At 36.8% G+C, this 20296-nt stretch carries 21 protein-coding genes; 9 read left to right on the top strand and 12 right to left on the bottom strand.

Annotated elements, in window-relative coordinates:
• Window positions 1-88 precede the first annotated feature (88 nt).
• Complete coding sequence (locus IPG37_02585; protein QQR53327.1) at window positions 89-469, bottom strand: hypothetical protein; 381 nt, start codon at window positions 467-469, stop codon at window positions 89-91.
• A 204-nt stretch (window positions 470-673) separates the two neighbouring features.
• Here IPG37_02585 and IPG37_02580 point away from each other — a divergent pair, with 204 nt between their 5' ends.
• The gene (locus IPG37_02580; GenBank protein ID QQR53326.1) at window positions 674-910 is read left to right on the top strand and encodes a hypothetical protein; all 237 of its coding nucleotides are present in this window, start codon (window positions 674-676) and stop codon (window positions 908-910) included.
• A gap of 38 nt (window positions 911-948) precedes the next feature.
• On the opposite strand, the gene IPG37_02575 is transcribed toward IPG37_02580, so the two are convergent.
• The 6 genes from IPG37_02575 to IPG37_02550 all read right to left on the bottom strand — a co-directional run bounded on the left by IPG37_02575 (window position 949) and on the right by IPG37_02550 (window position 7948).
• Entirely contained in the window at window positions 949-2448 is a 1500-nt protein-coding gene (locus tag IPG37_02575; GenBank protein ID QQR53325.1) for a hypothetical protein, read from the bottom strand.
• 555 nt (window positions 2449-3003) lie between these two features.
• Complete coding sequence (gene cmk / locus IPG37_02570; protein QQR53324.1) at window positions 3004-3690, bottom strand: (d)CMP kinase; 687 nt, start codon at window positions 3688-3690, stop codon at window positions 3004-3006.
• A gap of 7 nt (window positions 3691-3697) precedes the next feature.
• Window positions 3698-5431 (bottom strand): single-stranded-DNA-specific exonuclease RecJ, encoded by a 1734-nt coding sequence (gene recJ / locus IPG37_02565; protein QQR53323.1) that lies wholly within the window; start codon window positions 5429-5431, stop codon window positions 3698-3700.
• Window positions 5428-6942 carry a lysine--tRNA ligase gene (gene lysS, locus IPG37_02560; protein QQR53322.1) on the bottom strand — a complete coding sequence of 505 codons (1515 nt, stop codon included), beginning with the start codon at window positions 6940-6942 and terminating at the stop codon, window positions 5428-5430. Before lysS ends, recJ begins: the two co-directional genes overlap by 4 nt.
• A gap of 20 nt (window positions 6943-6962) precedes the next feature.
• Window positions 6963-7619, bottom strand: coding sequence for a superoxide dismutase (locus IPG37_02555; protein QQR53321.1), 657 nt, complete (start codon window positions 7617-7619; stop codon window positions 6963-6965).
• Window positions 7620-7642: 23 nt separating this feature from the next.
• Window positions 7643-7948, bottom strand: a complete 306-nt coding sequence (locus tag IPG37_02550; protein QQR53320.1) for a septum formation initiator family protein — start codon at window positions 7946-7948, stop codon at window positions 7643-7645.
• 99 nt (window positions 7949-8047) lie between these two features.
• Between IPG37_02550 and IPG37_02545 the strand changes: the two genes are divergently transcribed.
• Window positions 8048-9532 (top strand): S41 family peptidase, encoded by a 1485-nt coding sequence (locus IPG37_02545; protein QQR53319.1) that lies wholly within the window; start codon window positions 8048-8050, stop codon window positions 9530-9532.
• Between the two features lie 4 nt (window positions 9533-9536).
• Here IPG37_02545 and IPG37_02540 read toward each other — a convergent pair whose 3' ends face one another.
• Window positions 9537-10610, bottom strand: coding sequence for a hypothetical protein (locus IPG37_02540; GenBank protein ID QQR53318.1), 1074 nt, complete (start codon window positions 10608-10610; stop codon window positions 9537-9539).
• A gap of 296 nt (window positions 10611-10906) precedes the next feature.
• Between IPG37_02540 and IPG37_02535 the strand changes: the two genes are divergently transcribed.
• The 6 genes from IPG37_02535 to IPG37_02510 all read left to right on the top strand — a co-directional run bounded on the left by IPG37_02535 (window position 10907) and on the right by IPG37_02510 (window position 15565).
• Window positions 10907-11479: a hypothetical protein gene (locus IPG37_02535; protein ID QQR53317.1), complete on the top strand. Its 573-nt coding sequence runs from the start codon at window positions 10907-10909 to the stop codon at window positions 11477-11479.
• A gap of 38 nt (window positions 11480-11517) precedes the next feature.
• Window positions 11518-11943, top strand: coding sequence for a hypothetical protein (locus tag IPG37_02530; GenBank protein ID QQR53316.1), 426 nt, complete (start codon window positions 11518-11520; stop codon window positions 11941-11943).
• Window positions 11944-12110: 167 nt separating this feature from the next.
• Complete coding sequence (locus tag IPG37_02525; protein QQR53315.1) at window positions 12111-12725, top strand: hypothetical protein; 615 nt, start codon at window positions 12111-12113, stop codon at window positions 12723-12725.
• A gap of 329 nt (window positions 12726-13054) precedes the next feature.
• Window positions 13055-13558 (top strand): hypothetical protein, encoded by a 504-nt coding sequence (locus IPG37_02520; protein QQR53314.1) that lies wholly within the window; start codon window positions 13055-13057, stop codon window positions 13556-13558.
• Window positions 13559-13560: 2 nt separating this feature from the next.
• On the top strand, window positions 13561-14568 hold the full coding sequence (locus IPG37_02515) for a hypothetical protein (protein QQR53313.1): 1008 nt from the start codon (window positions 13561-13563) through the stop codon (window positions 14566-14568).
• A gap of 394 nt (window positions 14569-14962) precedes the next feature.
• On the top strand, window positions 14963-15565 hold the full coding sequence (locus tag IPG37_02510) for a hypothetical protein (protein QQR53312.1): 603 nt from the start codon (window positions 14963-14965) through the stop codon (window positions 15563-15565).
• A 7-nt stretch (window positions 15566-15572) separates the two neighbouring features.
• On the opposite strand, the gene IPG37_02505 is transcribed toward IPG37_02510, so the two are convergent.
• Window positions 15573-16442, bottom strand: coding sequence for a hypothetical protein (locus tag IPG37_02505; GenBank protein ID QQR54271.1), 870 nt, complete (start codon window positions 16440-16442; stop codon window positions 15573-15575).
• A 313-nt stretch (window positions 16443-16755) separates the two neighbouring features.
• Between IPG37_02505 and IPG37_02500 the strand changes: the two genes are divergently transcribed.
• The gene (locus IPG37_02500; GenBank protein ID QQR54270.1) at window positions 16756-17187 is read left to right on the top strand and encodes a hypothetical protein; all 432 of its coding nucleotides are present in this window, start codon (window positions 16756-16758) and stop codon (window positions 17185-17187) included.
• Between the two features lie 147 nt (window positions 17188-17334).
• Here the strand turns inward: IPG37_02500 and IPG37_02495 are convergent, their stop codons facing one another.
• From IPG37_02495 to IPG37_02485, 3 genes are read right to left on the bottom strand one after another with little or no spacing between them, the layout of a single operon-like run.
• The gene (locus tag IPG37_02495; GenBank protein ID QQR54269.1) at window positions 17335-17862 is read right to left on the bottom strand and encodes a GNAT family N-acetyltransferase; all 528 of its coding nucleotides are present in this window, start codon (window positions 17860-17862) and stop codon (window positions 17335-17337) included.
• Between the two features lie 8 nt (window positions 17863-17870).
• Window positions 17871-18947 carry a rod shape-determining protein gene (locus tag IPG37_02490; protein QQR54268.1) on the bottom strand — a complete coding sequence of 359 codons (1077 nt, stop codon included), beginning with the start codon at window positions 18945-18947 and terminating at the stop codon, window positions 17871-17873.
• Between the two features lie 49 nt (window positions 18948-18996).
• Window positions 18997-20217 (bottom strand): hypothetical protein, encoded by a 1221-nt coding sequence (locus IPG37_02485; GenBank protein ID QQR54267.1) that lies wholly within the window; start codon window positions 20215-20217, stop codon window positions 18997-18999.
• Window positions 20218-20296 lie beyond the last annotated feature (79 nt).

The following is a 20296-nucleotide window of genomic DNA, read 5'->3' as shown; positions in this document are numbered from 1 at the left end:
ACAGGCACGCCTGTTTTGATTTCTCAAACGTTTTTAATGCTGATTGATTGATATGGTTTAAAGGTAGCAAAAAGTAAAAATATAATTTTTATTTCAAAAGATCCTTACCAAGGTACAAAAATCCAGCTGCAATGAAACCGAACCACCCCACTATTTTAGGTGTCGTTCCAGTTGGCATATTTTTGTATGTATGTGGCAGCCAAATATTCGGTCGATAGAATGGCACATTTGCTAGCTCTTCTAGCTTATTCATTTTTGTCTCAACTTCTGCTAATCTTCTTGCTATGATTCTGGCTCTCGCTGTATCTGACTCTTCTTTAGGCACAGCTTGATTTTCTGGCGAGTTGCTAAAAACCTCTGGACGATCGTATACGACTATTCCTTCATCCTTTGGCCCATTATGTGCTTGTATATTTTCAGCAATAAAAACCATGCACAAAGTCATTAAAATATATCTTTTGGGAAACATAGCTAATCCTTTACATTATCAGTGATGATTATAAACTTAGTAATAACAGTAATAAATATATCGCAAAAAGCAAATATGATTTGTCTGTAGCATAGATTTTTTTAACTGTTGTACGGCGATATACTAACCATATTTTAAAGCAGACAAAAGTTTTTCATGTACATACTGACCATAATACTATTTATATTTTTATGCAGCAGTATTATGGTTTGGCCAGTTGAAAGTGAACCATTCAATATAGGTGCAGGTGATCAAAAAGAAAAACTTCTTACCGTGCGATACATGCAAGGGGAACTTGAAAAAAAACGTCATCCATTTTATCATCAGTTTAATACTGCTGATAAAATGGATTTTGCCACTACACACTTGACCAGCTATTGTGCACTTGAAGGAATATTAGAAATGTATCAAGACCAAATATACAAATTCCTTTCATACTAGCTAACCTTATCATAATTTCACTATTTTTCGCCGTAAAATCAACTTGCTTTATTCAACAAACGTAATTTTAATTTTATATAGCTATCTTTTATAACTTGAAAGCCAATTTCAGGTTTTAAAAGGTATGAAAAATGAGCTTCATCATTACCATAATATTTTTTTTTTGTAATTTTTAACAACTGTTCTGTATTCAATTGACCAACAGTTGCAAGCTCCTCTTTCACTTTGTCATACAAAATATGTGTAACTTGATATCCCCGAGTACCATAGGTAGTGTTAAAAGTAAGAAAATTGCCATCAAAAAAAAGCTTAGACAAAGGATTCAACAGAAGGAACCTACTATCTTTTGTTAATAAAACAGATTCTGTTACTTCATTACCACGGACTTCACGGCTGTTATTTTTCAAAAAAAATATCTTTTTTAAAGCCTGTATCTGTTGAAGATACAGCTTACTATGATGAACAGGATAGTGCTTAATGCAATCAGTCGAAGATACATCTACTGAAAAATCAGACTGTTCGTTATTAGCTAATAATGGATTTTTATATACATGACTTTCATCAAAAAGTTGTATATCAAAAGGTCCTGAGCTTTTTATTTTTTCATATAACCGAGGATCAGTTAAAAATGAAGCAGGAACTTTAATATCAGAACAACCATTTTCCTTTGTAAAAAAAGACATTAACTCGACAACAATTGCGGTCACATTTGCGTGAAGACGTTTATAAAAAAGAGCATCATTTTTTCGTTCGGACCCAGAAAAAGCTTTCAACGCTTTTTCTAAATAAAATTCGTCCTCAGCCACTATGACATTAATAAAATCATATTTTTTTAAGTTATATTTTAATGCAAGGATCATGTAGTAAAGGTGAGTTTTCAATAAGTTCGTGTCTCTCTTTTTAAAAAAAGAGGAAATAAATTTAAAATTCCTCATGGCACGAATTAGTATTATATCAAGCTGATTTTTTTCAGAACGCAAAAGACAGTTCCTTGAAAGCAAAGACGTGTTTTTAAACTCTTTAGCTTGATAATAGTTACTTTGGGCAACCTTAAATGGTACATAATGGGTTCCCGGTTTTTCAGTCAAATAACTCATTAACTGGGAATGCAAATAAATCATGTATCCAAGCGGTAACTGAAGAGCATGCATCCTCGTATGTAAATCTTTTGAACAGGTTGATAAGGCAGTATAAAGTCGAAAAAGCTTATGCATATCATCCGAATCATCAAGTAGAGAAAAAAAGTTACTTATTAAAGTCAATTTTTTTTTATTTGTATCATGCATTTTTAACTGTTCTATTACTTGGGTATCAGCCAAGTGTTCGGCTGTCTTAATCGAAACTAATGCATCATCATCGATATTTCTATGCTTTATAATATCTGCATAAGGAAAAAACTCTTTTTCAAAAACAGCCTGCATTACGGAGGCTTTTGATAAGGTACCATCGGCAGCATATTGAATATTCATAGCATCATTATGATGAAAATAATAAATTAAAAAGCTTATCTTTAAAAGTGAATATCCTCTATTACCCATAGTCTTCCACATTTATCAATTAAAGATCTATTTCAAAAAAGTAAAACGTATGTTTAAAATTATTTTACTTTACAAATAAAACATAAAAAATAATGTGCTTTCAATAGATATATTAATATTTGGAAAAAAATATTATAGAGTTCATTATTATAAGCTACAAAGCCTTTATAAACGAGAAGGATCACGTTTTAAACAGGTGTCCAAAATGCTGGAAATGAAAAAAGCTAAGAGGCCCTTTCAAATGCCAAATGCACCACTGAGTAGAAAAAAAATCAGGTGATCCTACATTAGTCGCTGAACAGAAACAGGAGGAGAAAATGTATGAGCCAAACGAATGGCAAACACCTGATTTATGAACAAAGAGGCCAGATAAAAGTGCTTTTGGATAGCCGGCATTCAAAAAGGGAGATTTGAAGCATCTTAGGGGGGTCATCACTCGATGGTAATCAGAGGGGTGCAGTGAAATGGTTGTAAGAGTTGCTAGTAATGCAATAAAGCAGAGGAAAAAGCAAAGCAAAGACGAAAATCAAACCCATTATAAATAAGTTGCATGTATCAGAGATGATCGGCATAGTTGACCATTTTCTCTTTCATCAGTGCTACCACCTGTGGTATTGAAAGATCCGTGCTGTCGATAATAATGACGTCAGGATTGTTTTGATGATCCATGTGTGTCAGGTCTCGGTTATCCCGTTTTGAAACAAGTTCTTTCGCTTGTGTCATTGTTAGGATTTGCCCATAATCACGTTTTTGGCGTTCAATGTATCGGTTAATTCGTATCAGCTGATCTGCGGTTAAAAAAAACTTGTATTCGGCCATTTTAAACACGTGATTACCAGCATCACGACCATCAATCACCGCATTTTTATCGGCGACTAATTTTTTTTGTATGCTGTTAATAAAAGAACGAACATCTGCGTTTAATGCAAGCATTGAGGCTGTGTTATCAATGTGTGATTCATGTAACATTGCGGTGCAATCTCTGTTTTCAATGAGCAGTTGAAATTCGGCTTTTGGCAGGAAATGATAGTTAATCGGATGTTTTTCAAGTGTCATGTGTAGTTCATGTTCAGTAATATTATTAAAATGGTTTAGCGGTACATGCAATAAATCATGATACAGATATGCAATGGCACGATACAGTGCGCCTGAAGCTAGATATACATAATCAAGTTCTGATGCAAGTAGTTTTGCAACGGTCGATTTTCCTGTTGCAACTAATCCGTCAATCGTAATAATCATACAATCTTCATCCTTCAACAATAATATCGATGCCAATTAACTCAATATTGACGCGTGATTGCCAGAAATTTTGGCTTATACGTGCGACGATACTGAACGATTTTTCACGAGCGTCGATTAAAAAATCGAACAACTCTGGACGATTAAAAAACATAACCGGTTTGATGATGCCGTCTTTGAACATTATACATTTAACATGTAGATCTTTCAAAAGTTGTGGCATCTGTATGAGTGTAACCCCTTCCAACAGAAATACCGGAGCATCATTTTCATTGCCAAATGGTTCCAATAAAGCAAGATCGTTCACAATTTTTTTGGTAAGATCTGTCATCTGCAGATGAGCGTCAATGGTAATCTTCTGTTGCAGATCAAACTCAGTTAATAGCTCTGCTGCACGTGCTTCTAATCGTTTTTTAAATGCATCTAACTGATTTTTGTGCAGTGAAAGCCCTGCTGCCTGTGCGTGACCACCAAATTGCTGCAAAAGATCAGCAGCAGACTCTAAAGCCTGAAACATGTTAAACTCTTTAATGGAACGACATGACCCTTTCAAAAGACCGGATGAGGTTTCGTGCAAAAGAATTGTGGGTCGTCCATACAGACCGACAATGCGAGAGGCAACCAGTCCAATCACTCCAGGAGGCCAAGATGCAGAAGATGCAATGATGACTCGGTTTTTTGTGACGTCAATGTCTCCTTTTTCAACCTGATCCTGAATGCTTTGTACAATCTTTTTTTCAATTGCTTTTCGTTTTTCATTTAACTCAAGCAGAAGGCGGCCCACCTCTTCAACCTGGCCTTTGTCTTGGCCTATTAAAAACTGAACGCCACAGCGCGGGTCTTCAAGTCTGCCAAGAGCATTGATCTGTGGTGCGATAAAAAAGCCGATGTCTGTTGATGTCAGGTGCGGTTTGTCGATTTTTCCATTGCATTTCAATACTGACAATGAAAAACTTTCGTGCGCGTGATTTACGTAATGCAGTCCATGCTTGACCCATAATCGATTTTCATCAACGAGCGGAACAACATCAGCAACTGTTCCAAAAAGCATGAGCTCATACGCTTTGGTTGGCAGTGCTTTTTGCAGCCGCTCATACAATAAAGCCATAATTTTAAAGGTTACACCAACACCTGCAAAATATTTAAACGGATAGTCGCAGTCTTTTTGGTGTGGATTAATAATTGCAAATGCGTCTGGAACATGATCATGTGGTTTGTGATGATCGGTAATAATCAGATCAACGCCTAAGGCTCTTGCCTTTTGTGCAGGCTCAAATGCGGTGATACCATTATCAACGGTAATCATAACGCGATAGTTATTTGCAGCAGCACGTTCGACCACTTTTGTTGACAGTCCATAACCATCTTTCACTCGATGGGGAATAAAAAAGTTTACCTGTGCACCCAGTGGTAGCAGGCAGATCATCATCAAAGCACTGGAGGTAATACCGTCAACATCATAATCACCGCAGATTAAGATCTTTTCTCTGTTTTGTATGGCAGCCATAATTCTGTCAACCGCTTTTTCAATATCTTTCATGCCAACTGCGTTGATCTTTTGTTTATCAATGGTGCCAAACAGAAACTGTTCAAGCTGATTGCCGATCTGAAATCCTCTGTTTGACAATACCTGTGCGACGGCAAAACTCACATTATATTTTAAAGCGATAGCTTCCACCTGTTGAGTGTCATATTCTGGTAGGCGCCACAAAAACCGGCCACCCTGTTTGATCATATTCATTTGTGTGTTGTATTCTTATGGGTTGGAAAGAGTATGACATCACGAATCGAAGGTGCATTGGTAAGCAACATGACAAGTCTGTCAATACCTATTCCGGCACCAACGGTTGGAGGCATGCCGTATTCGAGTGCCGTTATAAATTCTGCATCATAAAAATGGGCTTCGTGATCCCCGGCAGAACGCTGATCCGCCTGTTGTGCAAATCGTTCCGCCTGATCGAATGGATCGTTCAACTCGGTAAAACCGTTGCTCAGCTCCATGTGCGCCATAAACAGCTCAAAACGATCAGTAATCCGTCTGTCTTGCGCATTTCTTTTTGCAAGAGGAGACACTTCAACAGGGAAATGGGTGATAAACGTAGGCTGTACCAAGTCTGGTTCAACCAATTTTTCAAACAGCGCATATAAACGGTATCCCCAACTTTGCTGATCTTTACCCAGAACAATAGCATGTTGCGCACAAAAACGTGACAGATCATCTGTTTGTATGACTTCAGGTGTAATTTTCAGAACATCTGCAATCGCATTGATCATTGAAATACGCTTAAAAGGTACTGAAAAATCAAGCTTGTACTGCATGTATTCAATAGTAAGTGAAGCATTTACTTTTTGGGCAGCAGTTTTGAATATCTTTTCAGTCAGATCCATCATAAACATATAATCATGATACGCGATATAATATTCAACTGAGGTAAATTCAGGGTTATGTCGTGTTGAAATCCCCTCGTTTCTGAAACATCTATTAATCTCAAAAACACGTTCAAAGCCACCAACTATCAATCGTTTTAAAAAAAGCTCTGGGGCAATTCTCAAATAAAGATCCATATCCAATGTGTTGTGATGAGTGACAAACGGTTTTGCAGCTGCGCCACCAGGAATGGGATGCAACATGGGCGTTTCAACTTCCAAAAATCCGTTTTCGGCCAGCACAGAACGTACAGTTTGCACAATCAACGATCGTTGTGTAAATCGATGTTTGCTCTCCTGATTGACAATCAGATCAAGATATCGTTGCCGTTGTTTGACTTCGATGTCAACCAGGCCATGAAACTTTTCTGGCAAAGGATGCAGACATTTTGACAACAGTTTGAATGATTCAATATTGAGTGAAATTTCACCTTTCTTGGTCTGAAACGAGGTCCCTTTGCACCAGAGTATATCACCGATATCGATAAACTTTTTAAATGATTGGAATGCATCCTGCTGTAATACATCTTCTTTCAGATAGATCTGCAGGCGACCACTGTCGTCTTGCAGGTGGCAAAAAATAGATTTTCCATGCTCACGAATTGCCAGTACTCGTGCTGCAACCGCATACTGTTTGCCTGCATGCTCGCTAAATTCAACTGTTACTCGTTGTAAAGTTGCAGTCACCTGTTCAAGTGAAGGCCAGGGATCGATTGACATGGTTTGTAATGCATGAACTTTTTCTATTCGTATCGCGTGTTCACTGCTTGAATCTTTTTGTATTTCGTTTGTATGTGTTATCTGTTTAGTTTCATCTGTTGACATATAATCCCATTTCATGATTTTTAAATCACTACGCCTTCAATCTCTGTGTTACGTGGTTTTACCAGTTCGATAGCCTTTTGATAATTCTTTTCCAGTACTTGCCAATCAACAACATGCCACCAGGCATTAATGTAATCAACGCGGCGATTCTGATATTTCAGGTAATATGCATGTTCCCACACATCCAGACCCATGACCGGTTGGATGTTATATAAAAGTGGCGCGTCCTGATTTGGTGTTGCAATTATCACTAACTGTTTTTCTAAATCAATACATAGCCATGCCCATCCACTACCAAACACAGATTTTGCAGCTGATTCGAACTCTGTTTTGAAATTTTGAAATGAACCAAAGGTAGCAATGATTTTTTCTGCCAAGGTGCCTATCGGTTCGCGCAGTCCTTCAGGATGCATCTGTGTCCAGAAAAAAGTGTGGTTAAAATGGCCACCGCCATGATTTTTAATGATTAATCCAGTTTTTTGATCATACGATTGATAGGAGCGGAGCAATGCTTCTAAGCTGAGTTGTTCTAAATCGGGGTTGTTTCTAATGACATTGTTGAGTTGATCAATATAGGTTTGATGATGTTTGGTATGATGGATTTCCATTGTTTGAGCATCAATGTACGGTTCAAATGCATCATACGCAAAAGGTAAAGTCGGTAACTGGAAAAGCATGTTGCCATTCTCCATGAAAATATTCAAGATACTGTTTTTTCAAGACTAAGATCATAATACACAATATCTTGTTTTTTTGCCATATGTAGTTGTTCTCGTGCAACTTTTTCATATAAAAAAGGGTTATCTTTCCATAAAGTAAGTTGATTTTGAAGGTAAGCCATCTGCTGTTGTTTTTCAATGATCTCATCTTTTGATGCTTTTTCTGCATCAGATAGTATCTGTAGCAGCCGAATGCCACTTGTACCATAAACGATAATGTAACAGAAAATACAGGTTAAAATTAAAAGTAGTATGTTATTTAAAGTATTTTTAATTGAGCTTTGCATAGAGGGCCTTTGTGCTTGTGAGGACAACTATTGACATTAGTATTACGATTCCTGAGAAAATAAACAATAAATTGTATACTGCTTGATAAGAGGAATCTGATGTCCCACAGTTTTTTTAGAAAAAATAAATCTTTTTTGTTGTTATTTTTTTCATATGTCTATCCAGAACAGAATAATCTATACGATGAAAAGCTGTTCGATTGGACGCACACGTGGGCTCAGGTGACACACCTGGTTAAAGAAAAGCACTACGATCCGCAACATCTTGAAAAAGCGCTGAATAAAGCCGTTGATACGTTTTTAAATACACTTGATCCTCACTCGAACTTTCTTGATCAAAAAACCTACAAAAGCATGATTGAATCAACTAGTGGCGAGTTTCATGGGATCGGTATTATTATTAATAATACACGCAAGCCGAAAGAAAAATTTTTGACCATTCTTGACACCTTGACCGACGGGCCTGCAGAAAAAAGCGGTATCAAACAGTATGACAAGATAGTAGAAATTGGTGGAACGTCGCTTGAAGGACTTACCACAGAAGAAGCAACAACGCTACTCAAAGGGCCAAAAGGGACTACGGTGACACTGAAGGTTTTACGGGAAGGGCTGACTGAGCTTTTAACATTCACCATTACGCGTGACATTATCAAAGAGCAGCAGTCACTCTGTTTTTATTTAAAACAGCAACATATGTATTATCTATCTTTGTCTATGTTTGCCGAAAATTCAGTCACGCAGCTTGAGCAGCTTTTGACCGCCATTAATAAAAATAATCAAAAAGGTCTTATTTTGGATCTGCGTAACAATTCCGGTGGTCTACTTACTTCTGCAATTGATATTGCGGGCCTTTTTCTGGACAAAGGAAGTACGGTTGTGAGCACAAAAAATGCGAAAAATGCTGTTGAGACCTATCAAACAAGCCGCGATCCCATTGCACAGCGTACGGTGCCTATTGTTGTTTTAATCAATAATTATACCGCATCGGCAGCAGAGATTCTTGCAGGATGTCTCAAAGCTCACGCAGACAAAAGTCACAAGAACAATCCGCTGCTTATTTTTATTGTAGGCACTCCGAGTTTTGGAAAAGGCTCGGTACAGGAGGTGATCCCGATTGGTCAGAATAGTGCTATTAAACTGACAACCGCACTCTATTTTTTACCGTTTGATATTCCTGTGCAAGGAATTGGCATTCTGCCCGACATTTTTGTTGAACGTCAAAGTCCGCCATCAGAACAGATGGCATGGCTCACGCAAAACTATGGACATGAAAGTAGCCTGGAAAACTATATCAAGCTTCCAGAACAAAAAAAGAAGAATGCTGAAAAAAAGAAGGAAAAAGAAGAAAATAATAAGTCTTCAGTTGAAAAAGAGACCAAAACACAACGATGGCAGGAGCGAGTACAGCAGATTTTGGAGCATGATAATCAGTTAAAAGAGGCAATTAACATTCTTTCGTTGGTCATTAACGCACAGAAGAATATGCCAGATTTTATTAAAAATCGCACCACTGCGTTGGCGTATGTTAGGCAGAATTATATCGCTGACAAACTACTTGAAACGGTCGAAATACCCTTGAAATAGGTCATTAACACTGGCTTGACCAGTTGCACAGATATTCAAAGGGCCCAACCATTTTTTCGCTGTTATTTGTCAGTCCAATCACAATACATCGATTTGCAAAGACAGCAGATGCTGATTGAAATGATGAGGCAAGCATGCGAACAGTATCTTCATGTTTTGTATACTCTTTTGAATAGGTTGAAAGCAGCTCCGCCTGATCGATGACAAGCACGGTTTTGTAAGGATTTTTATGCACGATCTGAATAATGTCGTTCCAGAGCTCTATTCCCGTGTTTGCCTGCAGTAATGAAACTGCTGATACGGCGACAATATCAAGATTCAAAAGATCTGCAGCGGCAGAGCATTTTTCAACGGAAAAACCGTTCTTCTTTTCAAGCATTGCCAACCGTACGGTGTCTGACTTATGTTTGCGCTGTGTGTTTATAAACTGTACGAACGGGTCATCTTGTGAAAGAGCAACAGTTGGTTTTTTGGTTGAAAAAAATCTATTAAATCTCTTTTTGTACCGATCTAGTCGGCCTATTTTTGAGATGGGTAGAATGTATTTTGAGCGCCCTATGCTCAAATAATTTTGTATTTGTTGTACAGCGGTATTCAGTGCAAAGGTGCTTAAAAAAATGGCTCCACCAAAAATTGCACCTAACCGTGCCAGATAAAAGGTATTTGGTTTGAAAAATTCAAAAAAACCAGCCTTCTGCAAACGGGCATACAGGCCATCGGTTGCTTCGTATGTCTTCTTTGCAACCTTATCAAGTACAATAGCTTTTTTTCTTTCATCGTTTCCGAACAGATCAGACAGGTCTTGAGGTACTATTTCTTTTAAAGTTGTTTGTAATGTTTCTTTTACACTAAGGAGTAATGTTTCGCGTAAAGGATCGATGATAATTTTTTCCATCTGGTCCTTGCCGACTACAGAAAGCTGATGTTCATGCTTAAGGCTAAGTGGCCAAAAAGCGTTGATTCCAGAACTTTCAAAAAAGGTATTGGTTGTTGGTTCCCAAAGCAGGACAACCGCACAAAACAGAAAAGCAGTCCCCTTATGCCGCGATGGGTTTAAAAAAATGGTACATAAGTTCATCACACGTCCTTTTTATGATCAAAGTGAAATCTCGTTTAAAATAAAACAGGCTTAAAATCTTAAAATGTAGCTTTACTATTAAGTTTTTCGAAAAAATAATTAAAGTCAATCTGAAAAATTAAACAATAGTGACTAGATCGACATATTCGAGAGCGATAAAATAAAGAGCTGAATATATTATTTCATTTTGAAAATAAATTATAACAAATGTCTTTATTTTGTATTTAAATTTGATATTTTTGAAAGAAAATATATAATCAAAACTATATTAAAAATATTTAAGCTAAAGGGTTATTATGAAAAAGTTGTTGTTATTTGGACTTATGACATGTGCGATGACTATCCAGGCAGAACCGGTTGTTGATAACGAAAATGAAGTTATTGCCAATGAAAAAGGTGACGAGCTTATGCAAAAACTTGAAGAGGCAATGAAATTAGCAGACGAGCTTAAAAATGCCAAAACAGTGGTCGGTGATACTGTATCAGCACAAGAACCATCAAAAAAAAGACTTGCAGCACGACTGTTGTTGCAAACAGCTGTACCATTGGTGCCATTTTTGGCATTGAAGGGCTACACAACCTTTAAGCGTTATCCATCTGATGACGATAAGTTCAATGCGCTTATGATTTCAGCTGGTATGACTTTGTTTGGTTGGGTAGAGCTTTTTAATCAAAATGTGAAAGATAGCTATGCGATTGCAAAATCATGCATGAGTGCAGATCAGACAGAAAGTCGTATAGCGCGATATGCAAAAAAAGTAGGCGCTGGAATTGCAGCTTTGGTGACGGCTAGTGTACCGGTTTTAATAAATGTTGCAGCATTGAAAAATCAAAAAATCTTTCGTTTTCTGCAGAAATGTTATGAATAGCAGTAATGTTGTGAATAGCTTAAAAATTGAGGATTAATATGAAAAAGTTACTTTTACTTGGGCTTATGACCTGCGCTATTGCTGGTCTGCACGCAGAGCCTCCGGTTACAGACCAAGGGCTTGAAAATAACACTAAAAAGGCAGAACTGCCATCAAGAAAAAGACTTGCAGCACGACTGGTAGGCCAAGCTGTTGCCATATTGTGTGGTAAGGTATTGTGGGAGATATCAAAAGAAGGTAGATGTTCTCCAGAAAATGAACGGTTATACAATCATTTATCGGGTTATTGTGGACTTGTATCGTTGCAGCTTTTGTATAAAAACTTTAAAGACGGTTATGTACGTGCAAAATCACTCATGAATGCAGACCAGACAGCTCATACGATGAGTTGCTATGCAAAAAAAATCATGCGCAGCGGTTGTAGCGTTAATTGCGGTGGGACTGTCATCAATGATAGGTTTTAAAATTGCGAATAAAATTGGTGGTTTATAAGATTTTGATTGCCGACTGCTTGTTATCTTAAAGAATTAAAAAAGTTTGCTTACGGTTATTTTTTTGATAGCATAATACTGTTATATCTAAATATTAATGCCTTATTTCTTTACAAATTTATATTATTTGGTGGTAGCATATGCAATTCATTTTCCAACGGTGCTGTTTTACTGTTTTGTTTTTGTTGTTTTGTGGTGTATCTGATGCATATCCATTGCATACCAAAGATACCGATGAAGTACTGAACGATCATGCTGATGCCTTAATTGACTTTTGTAGCAAACATATCGATGAATACTTGTTAAACGGTGTGCATATCGAGCCTGAAGGAGTGGCAGAGTTACTTAATAGACAAAACATTAATTTTTTAGACGTTTTTTTACACTGCTTGGACGCAGACCTAGTTCAATCAGTAGGAGCAAATTCAGACGTTGCTAAAAGAATAATATGTGAAAGAGTACAGCAAAGATATCATAAAAATGCGGCTTATCAAGAAAATTTCCCTTCATATCGTGAGCAATTTGATAGAAACTTGAAACAATATAAGAACGGATTTGCGGATGGTTCTAAAATTGAAACCGATTTTGCATGGTTTTTCCAAATGCGCATATTATTTGATCTTATTCGGGGATACGTTTGTGGTTCTTTTCAAAACCTTTTTTATAAATTTGGCTTTTCAAGAGGCCATCGAGAACGTATTTCAAAATTGAATGGGCCTGGTAAGCCAATGATGGTTGCGGATATTTTTAACTAACCGCATTGATTTTAAGTTATACGTCTTGAACTGGTTGTGACTAATCATACTCTAAGAAAACGTATTCATGAAAAAAATTGTGATATACTGAACGTATCTGTGATATAAAAAAGTGATATAAACAAAGCAAGATGGAATAAACATGAAATATCCAAGCGACGTAAGCGATAGTGAAAAGGGCCCATCTTAAATCTCTTCGTAAAGTTTCAGGACATTCAATCTATGAACTTTTTAAACAAAATATATCTATCAATTAATTTGACTTTGCTGTAAAATCTTTTTTCTGGTATATTTATGTATGGAAATTTTTTAAGAGTACATTCGAGCATATGAATCGATATACATGTTTGTTACTTTTGTCATTCTTGACTTTGCAATCGTTTTACACGTGTATTGCACAAGAAGTTGGTAGTTGCATAAGTGAAAAAGAATATAAAAACTTTAAACTCAATGGACTTATTGATCATCTTGAAAAAAAGAAGTTAAACTTAACCAAAGACCTTTTTTCAGAGATAGCTGATTGGCAAGAGATCTATTTTTTAAAAGAGGTTGCACAACTAATACAAAATATTTACGAGCTAAAAGAGCATAATAAAAAAACACGTAATCCGTTAGCAAGAAAATTTTCTGTAAATCGTCTGCCATGTGAATCTGAAAAGCATTTCATCCTTCCAAAGCCTGTACTTGATGAAGACTGCATTATATATGTTCCTGTGTATAATAAACATGGTAATATCGTAGATCATTGGCCAGAAGACTATGATAATGATCGTGAAAATGATGATACTAAAAAAAAAATGCGCACTATCAACAGTTGGCAAAAAACACATTAGATTTGCATAAAAAATTATTAAAACAGATACCTTGGGCGTATCGCATTACTATAGAAGAAAATCTTGAAGATATGCGCAGGAAACGAGCAGTTGAAACACAAATGATAGTGTGGCATGCTATTCAGTCAATTCAAAAAAAGCCATCAGTTTTTCAAGATACTTGTCAAACATTTCATGACATTCCTAAAGATAATAATTTTGAGGAAGCATATGCACAAAACTTTCTCAAAACCTTAAATGAATACGCAAAGGATGGACTTTGCATCAGATTTTTTCATATAAGGCCTGAAATCATAGTGGCCTATCATCATGGTAACCCTGATGAAAAAAGCTTTTTTAGCAAAAAAATTACTGAGATTATTTTTGAAAGGCAAAAGAAAAATAATGATATATTAAAAATAAGTATGCAAACGGGAGATAATGTGCTGCGATATAGGCCAATTGAGATTACAACAAAGGAAAAAATGTATTATCTAGATCAGGGCAACCCTTTTTCTTTATTGCCTCTTTCATTTCTATTTCCATTGACAATACCGGGTCATTTTTTTGTTAATAGTTTGTTTCAGTTAATCCCTTGGTGCTTCTATAATCGTTATGTAGAGCGAGATGATTGTGCTAATAAATATAAGGATTTTATCAATAAACATTTGAATAAAGTTTTTAAAGATGAACATTGTTATGAAATGGATTTTGGAAAAGATCACAATCATAAAAGAGTCGGATTTTATGTTTTTTCAATAAAAAAAAATAAATTCAATCAGGGGTACAGAAGAGGTCAAATAGCATTTTCCCCTTCAAAGCTTATTAAAAAAAAAATAGCATATAAAATAAAAACCAGGTCAAACAATAGGCTAAAAACTACTTTTATTATCACATCTCGCATTTTGATTACCTGTTTTGCTTCGTATTTTATTAATTCATTATTGAGAAACTGGTTCAGGAAATATTTTACCAAAATCAGTGTTTTGATGAAAGCGCAAATGCAATTGCCCCCTAAAAATATTTTTTAATAGAAAAATTATAGCGCTTTTCTTTTACAATTTCCATAAAAATCCTGTTCTTACAGCAGGACTTACGCATGAAAAAGTTAGTAAAAAAAAGGATAAATCTTGTATTCGCAATGATAATGCCTCCGAAAATATCGCTATCATGCGAAAATGGGCCCTCAATGTCATTCAAAAAATCAAAGATAAACCTGACCAATCCTTAAAAGGCATCACGCGCAAAAACTGCATGTCTTTTAAACATTTGATTAAATCTCTCAGTAAAATTTTTCATGCGTAAGCCCTGTTGAAGAATGGAAAAAAGTTTAATTTTTGTTTCATTTTGGTATATTTTTAATCATTACACCGAGCCGTTGGCGCATCATTTTTTACAACTTTGAATTTCTTTGCTGAGGTGCATATGAAATTGATTTTTGAATGCTGGCACGTTAGTCTTTTGTTTGTGTTTTTTTGTAGTGTATCTAATGCATATTCATTGCATGCACAGCGTGTCGATAAAGTACTGAACGATCATGCTGATGGCTTAATTGACTTTTGTAGTAAACATATTGATGAATACTTGTTAAGCTGTGTGGATACTGATCCTGAAGGATTGGCAGAGTTACTTGATAGAAAAAACATTAATTTTTCAGACGTTTTTTTACACTGCTTGCGCCCAAATTCAGTTCAATCAGTAGGAGCAAATTCAGACGTTGATGAAAGAAGAATGCGTGAAAGAGCACAGCAAAAATATCATAAAAATCAGGCCTATCAAGAAAATTTCCCTTCATATCATGAGCAATTTGATACAAACTTGAAACAATATAAGAACGGCTTTGCGGATGGTTGGAAATTTCAAGAAGGTCTATTAAGTTTTTTTAAGGATCTTGCTCTTATATATTATTATACTTCGTCAAAAAACCCTTTTTATAAATTTGGCTTTTCAAGAGGGCGTCGAGAACGTATTTTAAAATTGAAACGTAGACCTGGTAACCAAGTTTGGGCTTGGCTTACTCCACATTGATTTCAAATTATACGTCTTGACCTTGATGCGCTTGATCATACTCCAAAACTTCCTGATAGAGCTTCGGATTATCTTCTTTGAGTCTGTTCAAAACATAATCTCGTGCTTCTGGCGTCATATGATTACGGAACTCTGCTACCAGTTTAATTGCATTTTTATTAATAATGGTTATACCATCAATCGTGCGGCCTCCTCGATAAAACGAAGCCGCCTCGGTATCAATAAAATAGTACACATCATCTACCTGGGTTAGATTGTTCGGATCTTGAAAATCTTTATATCCTGTATATTTTAAAACTGTTTCAAACTCTTTTACTTGCTCAATAGTAAACTTGTGCTTTTGCTTTGCCTTAATATAATCAGCAAATACATCAGGAGCTGCTTCGCCAAATACGTCTACCTCGCTACTGACTAAAAATAGGTATTTTTGGGGGACCTTGAAATATTTAATGCCGTGTTTTACAAAAACGTTATTCATTTTTTCTGCATTAATAGCGCGTGAAGGGGGTAGAGTACTATCCTGGCTTTTCATAATCCATTTATTTTCCAGAGACTGGAACGTTGGTATAGTATCGTGTGTTCTGATATATTCATATAATTCATAGCTGGGCGGATAGCCAGCCAAGCTTTCTGCATGATTCTTTGATAAAAGTATTTGCTTTCCATCTAATGCTTGAAACTGAACTGTATCAAACTCACCAGGTAGCTTTGACGTTTCTTGTGCAAGCGATAGAAGAGTCCATCTATATTTATAATAGTCCCAATTCAACGAAAAGGATCGACAAATATTATTAAAACAGTCCGAAATCGGGGCAAACGATGAATAAATAGTATTATATAAGCTTAAAAACAGTAGTAATAGTATCGATGATCTCATTTTTAATCATTCATTTTTAAAATAACTAATGTTAAACTTTACATATATTTTAAAAAATCACAAGAAAAAACTATTTTAAAGTAAGAAAATTGATTAATTACAGGGTTTTTTGTCACTGTTTACTAGTAGAAAACAGTGACAAAAAACCTCTTTTCTGCTATCTTTTTTCATATAGGGTATCAGGTTGCTAAAAAAATTAGTAGTTTATAAGATTTTGGATTGTCGACTACTTGCTTACAAAAATAGTGACAAAAGTTTTTTTTATATTTATTCTTAAAAAGAATTTATATTTTTCAAGGTTTTAAATCATTTTATGAAACATCATATCTTTCTTGTTGTATTTAGTTTCCTTTTTACTGGATTGTGCACTGCACAAGCGCAAAAATCATGGTGGCAATTGGCATATGAAGAAGAACAATCAATAAGTGCACTGTTTGACGAGAATAAATTTGATCAAGCAGAGAAGGCATGCAGAAAAACAAGAGCAAAGTATAAAAATTATCCGGCCAATGCGCAACGTTACTTCTATTTAAACGAACATTTTAGGATTGATAATAAAGACAATAATGACATGCGTGCAATAAAGCTTTTAAAAGGTCTTATGCAGGATGCACAGTATGAGAAATACCAACACCAATGCTCATCAGAAATAGCTAGCGCAATTGATGAATGCAAAAAGTTCAGATCGATTATAGAGTTTGGTACTAATGCAATTGCAAAATTGATAATCGAAACATTAAAGTAGTAAATCTATTCATTCTGATGCTTTTTATCATACTCTAAAACTTCTTCATAGATCTTCGGATTATCTTCTTTGAGTCTGTTCAAAACATACTCTCGTGCTTCCGGGGTCATATGATTCCAGTACTGTGCTACTAAATTAATAGCATTTCTATTTTAAATTTTTTGTAAACCAAAGAATAAGTTCATCGTCTATGCAATATGTATTGCCAGGAATAACTGGCTGATAGTTATATGTAATACCATGGCCATCTGGAATATATCCATTTTTAATATATAATCTTTGTGCTGATCCATAACCGCCATCGGATCCTGCATATAATCCAACACCAATTCCAACAATATTACTGAACTCCTGAGCAATGTCTTCAGCTGTTTTTAGTAACGCAGAACCAATGCCTTGATTACGCATAGATGGTAAAACATTTAAATCACTAATTTCAGGAATCTGATTTGCTTCAAAATACGGGTATTCAGATTGCAGTTTGAGCGTAACGTATCCAATTGGCTTTTCTTTTGCAAAGGCAATTAAAAAATATCTTTGACCCTGTTTTTGTTCTTTAAAATAGTTTTGAAAAAGCTTTTCTGATTTTCTTATCTGTTCTTCTAAAAGTGCTTTTGAAAGACAAGGAATATCTATTTCAGAAGCACTTTTAATCATGAATGATTTATTTTTCATATGTAAACCTATTGCATCAAAGCTTCCCTGAAAAAATCAAGCTCTTCAAGCACCTTTCCTGCACCGTTTGCAACACAAAACAGTGGATTATCTGCAACGCGAACCGGCAAGCCTCCCGTTTCACGTGAAATAAGTTCAGTGAGCCCTGGCAGGAGTGATCCTCCACCGGCCATGGTGATGCCTCGCGTTACCAGATCTGAAGAAAGCTCAGGTGGCGTATTTTCAAGGGCCACGCGTACCACATCAACAATGCATGCAACCGTTTCAAGCAGCGCCTCGTTGACTTCAGCGCGTGTTAACGTGATGGTTTTGGGTACTCCAGTCACCAGATCACGCCCGCGCACAAGCACCTGATCTGCACGATCATCAGTGCCAAGCAGTGCTGAGCCGATCTCTATTTTTATGGTTTCTGCGGTCCGTTCGCCGATCAAAAGATTATATTTTCGTTTCACATACTGCACAATGGCCCGATCCATCTCGTCACCGCCAACACGTACCGAACGACAAAAAACGACAGACTTAAGTGAAATAACTGCAACTTCGGTGGTGCCACCGCCGATGTCGACTATCAGGTTACCCGACGGTTCTTGCACCGGCAGCCCCGCGCCAATCGCTGCGGCCATCGGTTCCATAATCGTATACACTTCACGTGCACCAGCTTGACGTGCCGACTCTTCAATTGCCCGTTTTTCAACCTGTGTAATGCCGGACGGAACGCCAACGATCATGCGTGGACGAATGAGCGTGTGACGATCATTGTGAACTGCACGAATAAAATAACGAAGCATACTTTCGGTCAGTTCAAAATCAGCAATAACACCGTCACGCAACGGCCGAACGGCGATAATATTTTCTGGAGTTTTGCCAAGCATATCTTTTGCCAAGCGTCCTGCGGCAAGTACCTGTTTGGTATGAGCTCTGACGGCAACCACGGTTGGCTCGTTTAACAGTATTCCTCGATTGCGTGCATACACGACGGTGTTGGCAGTTCCCAAATCTATGGCCATATCATTTGAAAAAATCGAAAACCAACCTCTTTTTTTTCTTGTCCAAAAATCAACTTTAAATGCTGGCAAAAACTTCATACGCTTTCCTTTTTTATGTGTTACTTTGTGTGTGTATTATTTCAATTTTTTAAAAAGAGCAGTCAACCCCTACCATTACATGGTGTGTTTTTGCAACACGCTTTGCCACAAAAAAATCGGTCGGGATATCCCACTTGAACTTTACGATTGGAATGGCAGGGTCATCAAACTGGTCGCCACTTGCATCATAAAATACCTGCACCGACACATAATCAGATCCCCAGCCTGACGTTTTTTGCATCTGTTCAAGCGTAACCGGAACATGTTTTTCTACCCGTCGATCTGTAAAATGATCCTGTTGATGATACGTTAATGTATAACTGACCGTAACACCCAACCCTCCACGCAGCCGTCCTACCACAAATGACGGACAGAAAAGAACGGTAATTCCTGGATCAAAATGCACTTGACCTACTGCTGCACCAAATGGGGTTGGTTCATTCAAAACAGGCAGGCGACGATCGACTACTTTTGAAAATCGTTTTGAAACCTGCAAGTATACCTGAATCCAGAGATCCTCTTTTAATACAAAACGGTTGTCTGTCGCAAGGTACATGCCCCATAACTTTTCGCTTCCCTGCATGATGGTTGCAGGAGCTGCAGTTTCTGTATGCAAGGTTGGCGGAAACGTAAGTCCGATAATACCGTTGAGTGAAAAACTGCGCATTTTAAACATTCGTTCCCACATTGATCCAAAGGCAATATGAATCTCTGCTTCTTGCAGACCAACTCGCGTACTGCTTTCCTGCTTTATACCCATTCTGTCAAACAGTAATCGCCTTTGTTGATCAAGCTCATCATAGATTGAATCGGTTGCTGCAAATTTCAGATTATCCAGCATAAATGAAAATTCAGTATGTACACGCGTACACAGCACAGAACCTCCCACTGAAATTTCTGGAACTAGTGGATAGGAAGTGGCACAGGAGATTCCCTGCATTTTGACTTTGCCATCAACAAAACAGGGGATTGATTTGTCTTGAAAATAGCTGCGTAACGGATTTGAACCGGAAACTTTTGCCCATGCACGTGATAATACACCAAGATCTAAAGTACCGTAAAATTCTGGCAATGCACACTGACGATCTGCGGTATTGTATGCCGATGTTGCAGAAGCAAAGTGCACTGCAGAGGCAATATACGCATTTTTATGCTCTGGCACAATATAGGGCGTTGAAAGTAGCGGGATAAACCTGTTATCACCAGCTTTTGCAAAAAGATTAGATGTAAAATTTATAACAATAAAACTGAGGTAAAAAATTAAAAACACAACAACACCCTTTTGATGCAACATACACACTCACTACAAAGGATACAAAATACGTATGATTTTGCAAAGTTCATTTTTA

The organism is bacterium (assembly GCA_016699125.1).
Classification (GTDB): Bacteria; Babelota; Babeliae; order Babelales; family Vermiphilaceae; genus AWTP1-30.
Note: the sequence above shows the minus strand (reverse complement) of the source record. Positions and strands in the feature narration are given on the sequence as shown.

Coding starts and splice junctions, on each gene's coding strand:
- IPG37_02490 (QQR54268.1), bottom strand. CDS start 18,947: ATGAAGTTTTTGCCAGCATTTAAAGTTGATTTTTGGACAAGAAAAAAA.
- IPG37_02535 (QQR53317.1), top strand. CDS start 10,907: ATGAAAAAGTTGTTGTTATTTGGACTTATGACATGTGCGATGACTATC.
- lysS (QQR53322.1), bottom strand. CDS start 6,942: ATGTCAACAGATGAAACTAAACAGATAACACATACAAACGAAATACAA.
- IPG37_02530 (QQR53316.1), top strand. CDS start 11,518: ATGAAAAAGTTACTTTTACTTGGGCTTATGACCTGCGCTATTGCTGGT.
- IPG37_02575 (QQR53325.1), bottom strand. CDS start 2,448: ATGGGTAATAGAGGATATTCACTTTTAAAGATAAGCTTTTTAATTTAT.
- IPG37_02510 (QQR53312.1), top strand. CDS start 14,963: ATGAAATTGATTTTTGAATGCTGGCACGTTAGTCTTTTGTTTGTGTTT.
- IPG37_02495 (QQR54269.1), bottom strand. CDS start 17,862: ATGAAAAATAAATCATTCATGATTAAAAGTGCTTCTGAAATAGATATT.
- IPG37_02555 (QQR53321.1), bottom strand. CDS start 7,619: ATGCTTTTCCAGTTACCGACTTTACCTTTTGCGTATGATGCATTTGAA.
- IPG37_02505 (QQR54271.1), bottom strand. CDS start 16,442: ATGAGATCATCGATACTATTACTACTGTTTTTAAGCTTATATAATACT.
- IPG37_02540 (QQR53318.1), bottom strand. CDS start 10,610: ATGAACTTATGTACCATTTTTTTAAACCCATCGCGGCATAAGGGGACT.
- IPG37_02500 (QQR54270.1), top strand. CDS start 16,756: ATGAAACATCATATCTTTCTTGTTGTATTTAGTTTCCTTTTTACTGGA.
- IPG37_02585 (QQR53327.1), bottom strand. CDS start 469: ATGTTTCCCAAAAGATATATTTTAATGACTTTGTGCATGGTTTTTATT.
- IPG37_02580 (QQR53326.1), top strand. CDS start 674: ATGGTTTGGCCAGTTGAAAGTGAACCATTCAATATAGGTGCAGGTGAT.
- recJ (QQR53323.1), bottom strand. CDS start 5,431: ATGAATATGATCAAACAGGGTGGCCGGTTTTTGTGGCGCCTACCAGAA.
- IPG37_02550 (QQR53320.1), bottom strand. CDS start 7,948: ATGCAAAGCTCAATTAAAAATACTTTAAATAACATACTACTTTTAATT.
- IPG37_02545 (QQR53319.1), top strand. CDS start 8,048: ATGTCCCACAGTTTTTTTAGAAAAAATAAATCTTTTTTGTTGTTATTT.
- IPG37_02525 (QQR53315.1), top strand. CDS start 12,111: ATGCAATTCATTTTCCAACGGTGCTGTTTTACTGTTTTGTTTTTGTTG.
- IPG37_02520 (QQR53314.1), top strand. CDS start 13,055: ATGAATCGATATACATGTTTGTTACTTTTGTCATTCTTGACTTTGCAA.
- cmk (QQR53324.1), bottom strand. CDS start 3,690: ATGATTATTACGATTGACGGATTAGTTGCAACAGGAAAATCGACCGTT.